Genomic DNA, 10,992 nt, shown 5'->3' with positions numbered 1-10,992 from the left:
GGACGGGGCGGGACCCGGGGACCGGTACGGCAGGCCCCGGACACCGGCCCCCCGGAGCCCGAACCGCCCGACGACGGGTACGCCCCCGCCCCCGGACGGTAAGAGCCGGGGACGGGGACGGGGCGGGACCCGGGGACCGGTACGGCAGGCCCCGGACACCGGCCCCCCGGAGCCCGAACCGCCCGACGACGGGTACGCCCCCGCCCCCGGACGGCAGGAACCGGGGACGGGGGGCGGGTCGGGCCGGGGTCGGGCCGGGGGCGGGTCAGGTGATGGAGGCGCCGGAGTCGATGCTGATGACCTGGCCGGTCATGCAGTCCTGGTCGAGGAACAGGGTGATCGATCGGGCGACCTCACCCGGGGTGACGAAACGCGGCACGGGGACCTTGTCACGCATGCCGGCGACGACGTGCTCGGGCAGCGTGTCCGTCATACCGGTGATCATGAAGCCGGGTGACAGGGCATTGACGGTCACCCCCCGACGCCCGCACTCCGCCGCCAGAGTACGGGTCAGACCGATCAGCCCCGCCTTGGACGCCGAGTAGGCGGTCTGCCCGGCCGTCGCGATCAGCGCGGACGGAGACACGATGTTGACGATGCGTCCCCAACGCGCGCGCAGCATCGCCGGCACACACACCCGCGCCGTGTGGAAGGAACCGACGAGATTGGTGTCGATCACCTGCCGCCACTGCGCCGGGTCCTGCATGGCCATCAGCGCGTCCTTGCGGACCGCGCCGTTGTTGACGAGCACCTCCACCGGCCCCAGCGCCTCCCGGACCCGCTCGTACATGGCACCGACCTGCTCGAAGTCCGCGACGTCACCGGTGACCATGACATGGTCGTTGGACAACCGCGCGCAGGTCTTCTCCGCCCCCGCACGGGAACTGTTGTAGTGGACCGCGACACGGCACCCGGCCGCGTCCAGCGCCACCGCCAGCTCACTGCCCAGCCCGCCGGACGCACCGGTGACCAACGCCACCGGCGCCACCGGACGCACCCCGAAAGCCTCCCTGCCGCTCACCGGACGCCTCCCCAGGTCATCAGGACCGAGCCCCACGTCATACCCGCGCCGAAACCGGCCAGCAACACCGTGTCACCGTCCTTGATCCGCCCCGCGTCCAGCGCCTCCGCCAACGCGATCGGGATCGACCCCGAAGCCGTGTTGCCGTACCGCTCGAGATTGGTGACCAGACGATCGGCGGGAATCCCGGTATGGGCGAGCACCGAGTTGATGATGCGAATGTTCGCCTGATGCGGAACCACATGGTCCACATCCCCCGCGCCGGCCTTCGCCTGCTCCAGGGTCTCGCGGATCGTACGGACCGTGTAGCGCACGGCATTGAGATAGATCTCGTTGCCGTTGATCTGCGCGTAGTGCAGACCCTGCGCCACGGTGTCCGCGGTGGTGGGCATCCGCGAACCACCCGCCAGGACCTTCAGACTGTCCTTGCACGAGCCGTCCGCACCCAGGTTCCACGCCCGGATCCGCTCCACCGGACCCGGAACCAGGACCACCGCGCCCGCACCGTCACCCACCAGGATCGACAGATCCCGATCCGCGGGATTCGCCGTCAACGTGTGCGTGTCCGAACCGATCACCAGGACCGGCCGCGGATCCATACGCATCAGACCCACCGCCGTGACCAGCGCATACACGAAACCCGCACACTCCGAGTTCACATCATGCGCACTGCCCGCGATCCCCAACTCGTCATGCACGAACGCCGACGTCGCCGGCGAAGGCTGTTCCGGAGTAGCCGTCGCCACGATCAGATGCGCGATATCCGCACCCGTCAGACCCGCCCGCTCCAACGCCCGGCGCCCCGCCTCCACCGCCATCGACGCCGTGCTCTGCCCCGGCCCCACCGCCCGCCGCTCCCGGATCCCGCACCGCGACACGATCCAGTGCTCGTCCACACCGAAACGCTCCGCGAGCTCCGCACTGGTCACCACCCGCTCGGGCACCGACATCCCCCAGCCGGTGACGTCGAAACCACTCATCACCCCGCCCCTCTCCTCCCCACCCCCCGCGGCCTCAACGACCCTCACCCGGCACAAGCGCCAGGATCCGCTCGTGAACCACCCGCAACGTCGTCGAGTCGTCGATGTCCGCGAACAACGACTCATCCGCCGGAATGTGCGGGTACTGGTTCTGGAACCCGTACAGCCACTCCATCAAATCCAGCGAGTCCACGTCCGCGATGTGCTGCAACGCCGCGTCCGCGTCGATCTCCTGCGCACCGGACACCGCCTGCAACTGCTGGGCCAGGTCCTCGATGGTCGGGATCTGCGACATGAGTGATCGTTTCCTCTCCTCGCCCGCCCCCACACAACAGGGAAACGGACAGCTGTCAACGCGTCGAATAGGGAACAAACAAGGAAGCCGACCCACCAGGCCCGCCACCCGAACAAGACACGAAAGAGACCAACACACCCCCCAGACCACCCCCCAGACCACCCACCGGACCACCCACCGGACCACCCGCCCGTCCACCCACCGGACCACCCACCGGTCCGCCCGCCACGTCCCGCCCTCACACACCACGCGCCCGACACAGGCACCACAAGGACCAGACACAAACAGAACAAACAGACCGGATAGACCGGACCGGACGGACCACAAGGGCCGGAAGGACCGGAAGGACCGGACGGACCGGAAGGACCGGAAGGCCGGAAGGACCGGACGGACCGGAAGGCCGGAAGGACCGGAAGGCCGGAAGGGCCGGCAGGACCGGAAGGCCGGAAGGGCCGGCAGGACCAGCGGACCGCCCCCACAACAGAAGGAACGGCACAGGCCCGAACACGCACCACCCCGCCCGCCGAAACGAGACGAGACGAAAGGGAAGCAACCCGGCCACGAAGACCGCGTGCCTTGTCGAAACCGCATGAAACCCCCACCCACGCAAACGCCCCGCAACCCCCCACCCCCACCCCCCTTGCGCACCACTTGCGAGACACACGCTTACCTGACCCCACAACACACCGCACCCGCACGCCCACCGGCACACCACCAACCAGCACCAACCCGACCACCACGAACAACCAGCCCGGCCACCAGCACCACCAGCCGGCCGGAACGACCAGCACAACCCTCAGCCCCACAACCAGCCCGACCCGCCACCAGCACCAACCGCCCGGGCCGGCAGGCCCGCCGGCAGGCCCGCCGGCAGGCAGGCACACCGCACGGACCGCACCCAACGGCCCGCCACCAACCCACCAGCCCACCGGCACCACCCGGTACGCGCGCCGAACCGGCAGGCCACACGTGAAGCACCGACGACCCACACAGGCAAGCCGGTTCAGCAGGACACGGCCACGCACACCCCGCCCGGCACACAAGCCGGACCGGCAGGCCACACGTGAAGCACCAACAACCCGCACAAGCAAGCCGGTTCAACGCGGCACGACCGCAACCACGCGCCACCCGGCACACAAGCCGGACCGGCAGGCCACGCGGGAAGCAGCAACCCCCCGCACACGCAGGCCGGCTCGGCAGAGCACAGCCACGCACACCCCACCCGGCACCACCGGGCAAGCGCGCCGCACCGGCAGGCCACGCGGGAAGCACCAACAACCCGCGCTAGCAGACCGGTTCAGCACACACGGCCACGCGCACGCCGCCTTGTGCGGGCAGCGCCTACGGCCCGCACGGCGCCGCCGGCGCCCGGACCCGAATTCCCCTGTATCCGCCACCACCACTCGAGGGGCCCCATCCCATGACCACCGTCGAAGCCCGCTCCATCAACCCCGACGTCGAGGCCATCCGCCACCACTACGAAGTCCCCAACGAGCTGTACCGGCTCATCCTGGGCCCGACCATGATGTACTCCGGCGGCTACTGGGAAGACGGCGAAGACCTCGTCGCCGTCCTGGACGAAGCCCAGGAACGCAAGCTCGACGCCTTCACCGACCTCGCCCGCGCCGCCCACAGCACCAAGGTCCTCGACATCGGCTGCGGCTGGGGCACCATGCTCAACCGCCTCACCACCGTCCACGGCGTCCACCGCGCCGTAGGCGTCACCCTCTCCCGCACCCAGGCCGACTTCGTCCACGCCCTGGGCAACCCCGCCATCGAAGCCCGCGTGGAAAGCTGGGAAGACCACCGCCTCACCCCAGGCGAGGAAGCCTACGACGCCGCGTTCTGCATCAACGCCCTCGAACACTTCGTGCTCTCCTCCCTCACCCCCAAGGAACGCACCCAGCGCTACCGCGTCTTCTTCAAGCAGATCCACTCCCTCCTCAAGCCCGGCGCCCGCTTCGTCCTGCACACCATGACCGTCGAGAACCCGCCCCTGCGCCGCCAGCTCCTCGACGACCTCAAATTCCTCCAGCGCGAAGAATTCGAAGGCTGCCACATCCCCCGCCTGCCCGAACTCGCCTCCGGCCTCGACGGCCTCTTCGAAGTCACCGAGATCCGCAACGAACCCGAATCCTTCGCCCGCGCCTGCCGCGCCTGGCTCCAACTCCTCGCCGCCCGCCGCGACGAAGCCGTCACCATGACCGACGAAACCACCGTCGCCCGCTTCGAACGCTACCTCGACATCTTCGCCTACACCCTCGAAGACCACATCTTCAACAACTTCCGCGTCACCCTCACCCGCCGCCCCTGACCCACCCAGGCCACCCAGAACCAACCACCGGCCACCCCAGAACAGGACACCCACACCATGACCACCACCCCCGACCGCACCACCCCCACCACACCCCACACCCACACCACGGCCCCCACCGCCCCCGCGGCGGGGGCCACCCCCCACACCACCACCACAGCCACCGCAGCCGCCGGCACGGCCACGGCCCCGGCCGCCACCGCCGGCGCGGCCACCACCACCCCGGCCGCCACCCCCGCCGACGCCCCCACGCCCGCCACCACCACCCACACCACCGACCGCCCCGCCGTACGCCACCTCAAAGTCGCCGTCATCGGCGCCGGCATCTCCGGCCTCGGCACCGCCATCGGCCTCCTACGCGCCGGCGAAAACGACTTCCTCGTCTTCGAACGCGCCGACGACCTCGGCGGCACCTGGCGCGACAACACCTACCCCGGCTGCGCCTGCGACGTCCAAGCCCACCTCTACTCCTACTCCTTCGCCCGCAACCCCGAATGGAAATCCACCTTCGCCACCCAAGCCGAAGTCCACGCCTACCTCAAAGACTGCGCCCACCGCTACGGCGTCCAACCCCACCTACGCTACGGCCACGAACTCCTCGAAGCCCGCTGGAACGACACCCACCACCACTGGAACCTCCACACCACCCACGGCCACTACACCGCCCAAATCCTCGTCACCGGCACCGGCTACCTCTCCGACCCCGCCCTGCCCGACATCCCCGGCCTCGACACCTTCACCGGCACCGTCTTCCACTCCTCCCAATGGCGCCACGACCACGACCTCACCGGCCGCAACATCGCCGTCATCGGCACCGGCGCCTCCGCCATCCAATTCGTCCCCGAAATCCAACCCCACGTCGCCCGCCTCGACCTCTACCAACGCACACCCCCCTGGATCGCCGCCAAACCCGACAAACCCAACACCCCCCGCCACACCTGGATGCTCCGCCACCTCCCCGGCTACCAACACTTCCGCCGCACCTTCAACAAAAACGGCCGCGAAATCATCGCCTTCTTCATGTCCCGCCCCTCCCGCACCACCGGCATGAAAAACATGGCCGCCGGCCACCTCAAAAAATCCGTCCCCGACCCCACCCTCCGCAAACGCCTCACCCCCGACTACACCGTCGGCTGCAAACGCCTCCTCTTCTCCAACACCTGGTACCCCGCCATCCAACAACCCAACGTCAACATCATCTCCGACACCATCACCCACATCGGCCCCACCCACATCACCACCACCAACGGAACCCAACACCACATCGACACCATCATCCTCGCCACCGGCTTCACCGCCACCAACCGCCCCATCGCCCACCGCATCCACGGCCGCAACGGCACCACCCTCGCCCACACCTGGAACACCCACGGCATGACCGCCCACCGCGGCACCACCATCCACGGCTACCCCAACCTCTTCATGATCCTCGGCCCCAACACCACCCTCGGCCACTCCTCCCAAACCGTCATCATCGAAGCCCAAATCACCTACATCCTCAACGCCCTCAAAACCCTCAACACCCACCACCTCACCACCCTCGAACCCCACCAACAAGCCCAAACCACCTACAACCACACCCTCCAAACCCGCCTCAAAAACACCGTCTGGAACACCGGCGGCTGCCACAGCTGGTACACCGACACCCACCACAACAACCCCTCCATCTGGCCCACCTACACCTGGCGCTTCACCCACCAAACCCGCCACCTCGACCTCACCAACTACCAAACCACCACCCACACCAACCACACCACCACACCCAAACCCACCAAACCCCACACCCCCAACAACACCTGACACCCCCTAACACCCAGCCACAGCGCGGTGCTCCCGGCTCATCGCGTGGCGCGTCTCGGCCGTCGCCCGGTTCCAGTGAATCGAGTAAAGCCCGGCGGGGCACCGCATGATTGTCAGGTCCCCGACATGGGAAGGAGGCAGGCCACAGACCGCTCACCGGGGAGGACAACACCCGTGCACCGCATCGCCGCCAGAACCACCACCGCCCTGCTCGCCGCCGCCCTCGCATCAGCACTCCTCGGCTCCGCTCCCGCCTGGAGCGCGCCCGCCGACAACGCGCCGACCAGCGGCGGGCCGGCCTCCGCAGCACCCACCCGTCAGGTGGAGGCCTTCGCCGAGGACGGCAGCATCGCCCGTGTCCAGGCCCCGGCCGCGTCTCCCTTCGTCGCCGCTCCGGCCCAGGGCGCGGCTGCGGTGCGGGGCGACGGCGATGTGACGCCGCTGGTCAGCAGTGGCGACCCGGCGACCAAGCTGGACGTGGTGGTGATCGGCGACGGCTACGCCGCGCAGGAGCAGCAGAAGTTCCTCACGGACGCGGCCGAGAAGTGGCGCGAGGTGACCGCCGTCGAGCCGTACGCCACCTATCGCGGGCTGTTCAACGTCTGGGCGGTGTCGGCGGTTTCGCCGGAGTCGGGGGTGACCGGGGATCCGGACCAGGCGACGGTGCGGCACACCGCGCTGGGCTCGTACTTCTGGTGCGACGGCGTGGAGCGGCTGCTCTGCGTCGATGAGAAGGCGGTCGAGCGGTACGCGGCGAAGGCCCCGCAGGCGGACCTGGTGCTGGTGGTGGCCAACAGCGCCAAGTACGGCGGCGCCGGCTACAACGACGTCAAGTCGTCGCTCGGCTACGAGGGCATCGCCACGGTGGCGGGCGGGAACGCCAAGTCCGGGCAGATCGCGGTGCACGAGACCGGGCACTCGCTGGGCAAGCTCGCCGACGAGTACGCGTACGACGGCCAGGGCACGTACCAGGGCGACGAGCCGGCCCAGGCCAACATCAGCACGCTGACGGCCGATCGGATGCAGCAGCAGGGCACCAAGTGGTCCCGCTGGCTCGGGCAGGCCTCCCCGGACGGCGGGACGGTCGGCGCGTACGAGGGCGGCGGCTACTACCCGGCCGGGCTGTACCGGCCGACCGAGAACTCGATCATGCGCTCCCTCGGGCGGGAGTTCAACCTGCCCGGGCGCGAGGCGATGATCGCCGGCTTCTACCGGCACGCCACCCCGCTCACCAGTCCCACCGCCACCGGCAGTTGGCTCACGGCGGCCGACCGCCTGAGCGTCGGCCTGCCGGTGCCCGGCACCCGGCTGCGCTGGTTCCTGGACGGGCGCGAGCTGCCCCGGCTCACCGGCCGCACCGCGCTGGACCTCGCCGAGCTCAAGCTGACCGGGCCCCGCACCCGGCCGCACCTCCTCACCGCCGTCGCCACCGACCCCACCCCGGCCGTGGTGGACCCGGCGCTGCGCGCGAACCTGACCGCGAGCCTGTCCTGGCTGGTGACACGCTAGGCCGCTTCTTGCTGATCATCTGATCGCTGGTCTGGTGTGCCGTGTGACTGACGCATCGTGGGCGCGGCCAGAGCCGTTGGTGCACATCGCAGGCATCTACCTCTGGGCCGCCCCCCGATCCAAAGGAGGACCCTGACGCAGTGGGACGGCGTAGACGGGCTCCTGGCCGAAGGCCGTGAAGCCCGTCTTCCACAGGATCGGGCCGGACGTGGCCACGTTGGCCTTGACCAGGGCCATCGTCGCCCCGTCGCCCCGTGCGTCACCCCGTAGGGCAGCCGGGCGTCGAGCACCGCCCGGTACACTGCCCGGCCCTGCCAAGGTAGGGGGGACGGCCGCTGCACTGTGTTGGCGACCGTGTTGGGAACGGAGCCGGTGCCTGCGGCCCCGGAGCCCGGCCCCGTCGTCAGGCAGACCTGAGCAGGGCGAGGCGGCTCGCGGTCCGGTCCAGGTCGCGGAACAGGTTCTCGTCGGGGGTCGGGCCGCCGATCGGGTCGGCACCGATCAGCACCAGCCGGACGTCCCGGTCGCAGCAGATGTCGACCAGGTCGGCGAAGCGCCGTCGCCCGTCCGGGGTCGCGTCGGCCAGCGGCGGTACGCCGGTGAGCACCAGGGTGGCGAAGCGTTCGGTGAGCGCCAGCTGGTCGGCGGCCGAGGTCAGCCCCTCGCACAGCTCGGTGAAGCCGAACCACGCCTCGCCGTCGCGGACCGCCGACGCCGGCAGCGGGCGGCCGTGCACGACTATCTCGGCCGCCTCGCCCGCGGTCGGCGGGGTGAGGCCGAGCGCGTGCAGGCCGCTCGTGTCCCCGGTCCGCAGCCGCGCGCCCTGCGTGAAGCGTTGCGGTCCGCCGTCCGCCGGCTGCCGCTCCGACTCCGGATCCCGCTCCCGACGGAAGTCCACCGGGCCCGCGATCTCCACCACGTCCATCCGCTCCTCGATCAGCCGGATCGTCGGCTCGAACAGGTGGTGGTAGAGCGGGTTCGGCATCAGCCCGGCGGGCGGGTAGTTGGAGGTGGTGACCAGGGTGATCCGCCGGTCCAGCAGGTTCCGGAAGAGTCGGGCGACCAGCATCGCGTCCCCGGCGTCGTGGGCGTGGAACTCGTCGAAGACCAGTACCCGGCAGTCGCCGAGCAGTTCGTCCACGGCCCGGTCGACCGCTGCCACCCGCTCGCCGGCGGAGTCCCGGTGCGGGTCGGCGGTGTGCAGGGCGACGCCCTCGTGCAGGCGGCGGAAGAAGTCGTGGAAGTGCAGTCGCCGCTTGTGCGAGGTGGCCAGCCCGTCCAGGAAGGTGTCCACCAGCCAGCTCTTGCCCCGGCCCACCGGGCCCCACAGGTAGACGTGGCGCGGAGGGCGGCGGTGGAGCAGCCCGGTGCGGGCGAGTTCCCCGGCGAGCCGCGACAACCGCTCGACGGCCGGCCGCTGTGCCGGGTCCACGGCGAAACCGCGCTGCTCGGCGGCTCGCGGGAAGTGTGCCAGCATCGCCTCGTACTGCTTCGTCGCCCTGTCCGTCACGTCCGCCGACCCTAACAGGGGGTAAGGATCCAGTGGTCCCCGGGCCTGCCGACGGAGGCCGGGCCGGCCATCAGGAGGGCCAAGTGGTCCAGACCTATTGACGGTCCATCGGCACGCTCCTACGATTCCCAGCGGCTGCACCACACCCCCTGCCGGGTGACGACGTGTGTGTCAGGGCCGCGCCACCCGGGCCGTCGACACGCGCCGCGGCCGGGCTTCCCGCCGACCGACCACCCCCACGTCACCTCGCCATGGCCACCCCCACGCCGCCCCACCTCCACGGGGCGTGTCGGCCATGGCCGGAAGGGAGCTAGACCGTCATGGCCCACCGTACGTTCCGCCCTGCCCTGCGCCGGGCAGGCCACCGCACCCACCACACCCGCCGTAGCGCGCGCCTGCTCGGCGCCCTGGCGCTCGCTGTCGCCGCGATCGCCCCCACCACCGCCACGGCCTCCGCCGCCACCACCGCGCCCGCCACGGCCATCGCCCGCCCCACATCCACCACGCCCACCGCCGCCACCACCGGATGCGGACAGCAGCAGCGCCCGGCCGGCAAGGTGCTGCAGGGCTACTGGGAGAACTGGGACGGCGCCGCCAACGGCGTGCACCCGCCGCTGGGTTGGATCCCGTTGACCGACCAGCGGATCACCGGCCACGGCTACAACGTGGTCACCACCGCCTTCCCCGTCATCCTCTCCGACGGCACCGCGCTCTGGCAGAACGGCATGGACAGCGGCGTCAAGGTCCCCACCCCGGACGAGGTCTGTGCCGCCAAGGCGAGCGGCCTGACCGTCCTGATGTCCATCGGCGGCGCGGCGGCCGGCATCGACCTGTCCGACAGCGCCGTCGCCGACCGCTTCGTCTCCACCATCGTGCCGATCCTGCAGGCCAACCACTTCGACGGCATCGACATCGACATCGAGACCGGCCTGGTCGGCAGCGGCAGCATCACCTCACTGTCGCCCTCCCAGGCCAACCTGATCCGCATCATCGACGGCGTCCTCGCCGCCATGCCGCCCGGCTTCGGCCTCACCATCGCTCCAGAAACCGCCTACGTCACCGGCGCGAGCATCGTCTACGGCTCGATCTGGGGCGCCTACCTGCCGGTCATCAAGAAGTACCTGGACAACGGGCGGCTCTGGTGGCTGAACATGCAGTACTACAACGGCAGCATGTACGGCTGCTCCGGTGACTCCTACTCGGCCGGCACCGTCCAGGGCTTCACCGCCCAGACCACCTGCCTGAACAACGGCCTGACCGTCCAGGGCACCACGATCCGCGTCCCGTACGACAAGCAGGTCCCCGGTCTGCCCGCGCAGCCGGGCGCGGGCGGCGGCTACCTGAGCACCGGGCAGGTCGCCCAGGCCTGGAACTCCTACGGCAGCGGGGCGTCCAGCAGCCTCAAGGGGCTGATGACCTGGTCCATCAACTGGGACGGTTCGAAGAACTGGACCTTCGGCAACAATGTCCGTTCCCTTCAGGGGCGCTGACACACCGACAGGAAGGGTAACGGCGCCGACACGGCCGGGCCCGGCAGCGCACCGCTGCCGGGCCCGGCCGTTC

General features: G+C 70.2%; 8 protein-coding genes. 4 read left to right on the top strand and 4 right to left on the bottom strand.

What is annotated here, in order from left to right; translation table 11 throughout:
* Window positions 1–265: 265 nt before the first annotated feature.
* The 3 genes from ACZ52J_RS01315 to ACZ52J_RS01305 are packed head-to-tail and all read right to left on the bottom strand — an operon-like array spanning window position 266 to window position 2,296.
* Window positions 266–1,021, bottom strand: coding sequence for an SDR family NAD(P)-dependent oxidoreductase (locus ACZ52J_RS01315; RefSeq protein WP_360508502.1), 756 nt, complete (start codon window positions 1,019–1,021; stop codon window positions 266–268).
* On the bottom strand, window positions 1,018–2,001 hold the full coding sequence (locus ACZ52J_RS01310) for a 3-oxoacyl-ACP synthase III family protein (RefSeq protein WP_360508505.1): 984 nt from the start codon (window positions 1,999–2,001) through the stop codon (window positions 1,018–1,020). Before ACZ52J_RS01310 ends, ACZ52J_RS01315 begins: the two co-directional genes overlap by 4 nt.
* A gap of 34 nt (window positions 2,002–2,035) precedes the next feature.
* The gene (locus tag ACZ52J_RS01305; RefSeq protein WP_360508507.1) at window positions 2,036–2,296 is read right to left on the bottom strand and encodes a hypothetical protein; all 261 of its coding nucleotides are present in this window, start codon (window positions 2,294–2,296) and stop codon (window positions 2,036–2,038) included.
* A 1,420-nt stretch (window positions 2,297–3,716) separates the two neighbouring features.
* On the opposite strand from ACZ52J_RS01305, the gene ACZ52J_RS01300 reads away from it, so the two are divergent.
* The 3 genes from ACZ52J_RS01300 to ACZ52J_RS01290 all read left to right on the top strand — a co-directional run bounded on the left by ACZ52J_RS01300 (window position 3,717) and on the right by ACZ52J_RS01290 (window position 7,919).
* Entirely contained in the window at window positions 3,717–4,610 is an 894-nt protein-coding gene (locus ACZ52J_RS01300) for a class I SAM-dependent methyltransferase (RefSeq protein WP_465614951.1), read from the top strand.
* 57 nt (window positions 4,611–4,667) lie between these two features.
* Window positions 4,668–6,410 (top strand): flavin-containing monooxygenase, encoded by a 1,743-nt coding sequence (locus ACZ52J_RS01295; protein ID WP_465614950.1) that lies wholly within the window; start codon window positions 4,668–4,670, stop codon window positions 6,408–6,410.
* 174 nt (window positions 6,411–6,584) lie between these two features.
* Window positions 6,585–7,919: a M64 family metallopeptidase gene (locus ACZ52J_RS01290; protein ID WP_465614949.1), complete on the top strand. Its 1,335-nt coding sequence runs from the start codon at window positions 6,585–6,587 to the stop codon at window positions 7,917–7,919.
* Between the two features lie 403 nt (window positions 7,920–8,322).
* On the opposite strand, the gene zapE is transcribed toward ACZ52J_RS01290, so the two are convergent.
* A complete protein-coding gene (gene zapE / locus ACZ52J_RS01285; protein ID WP_465614948.1) occupies window positions 8,323–9,429 on the bottom strand; it encodes a cell division protein ZapE in 1,107 nt (368 codons plus the stop codon).
* 320 nt (window positions 9,430–9,749) lie between these two features.
* Between zapE and ACZ52J_RS01280 the strand changes: the two genes are divergently transcribed.
* On the top strand, window positions 9,750–10,919 hold the full coding sequence (locus tag ACZ52J_RS01280; RefSeq protein ID WP_465614947.1) for a chitinase: 1,170 nt from the start codon (window positions 9,750–9,752) through the stop codon (window positions 10,917–10,919).
* Window positions 10,920–10,992: the final 73 nt, after the last annotated feature.

The organism is Kitasatospora sp. NPDC034035, from assembly GCF_055575755.1.
Note: the sequence above shows the minus strand (reverse complement) of the source record. Positions and strands in the feature narration are given on the sequence as shown.

What these genes read in the sequence shown, in the direction of transcription:
- ACZ52J_RS01280 (WP_465614947.1), top strand. Translation starts at nt 9,750, where the DNA reads ATGGCCCACCGTACGTTCCGCCCTGCCCTGCGCCGGGCAGGCCACCGC.
- ACZ52J_RS01300 (WP_465614951.1), top strand. Translation starts at nt 3,717, where the DNA reads ATGACCACCGTCGAAGCCCGCTCCATCAACCCCGACGTCGAGGCCATC.
- ACZ52J_RS01305 (WP_360508507.1), bottom strand. Translation starts at nt 2,296, where the DNA reads ATGTCGCAGATCCCGACCATCGAGGACCTGGCCCAGCAGTTGCAGGCG.
- ACZ52J_RS01310 (WP_360508505.1), bottom strand. Translation starts at nt 2,001, where the DNA reads ATGAGTGGTTTCGACGTCACCGGCTGGGGGATGTCGGTGCCCGAGCGG.
- ACZ52J_RS01295 (WP_465614950.1), top strand. Translation starts at nt 4,668, where the DNA reads ATGACCACCACCCCCGACCGCACCACCCCCACCACACCCCACACCCAC.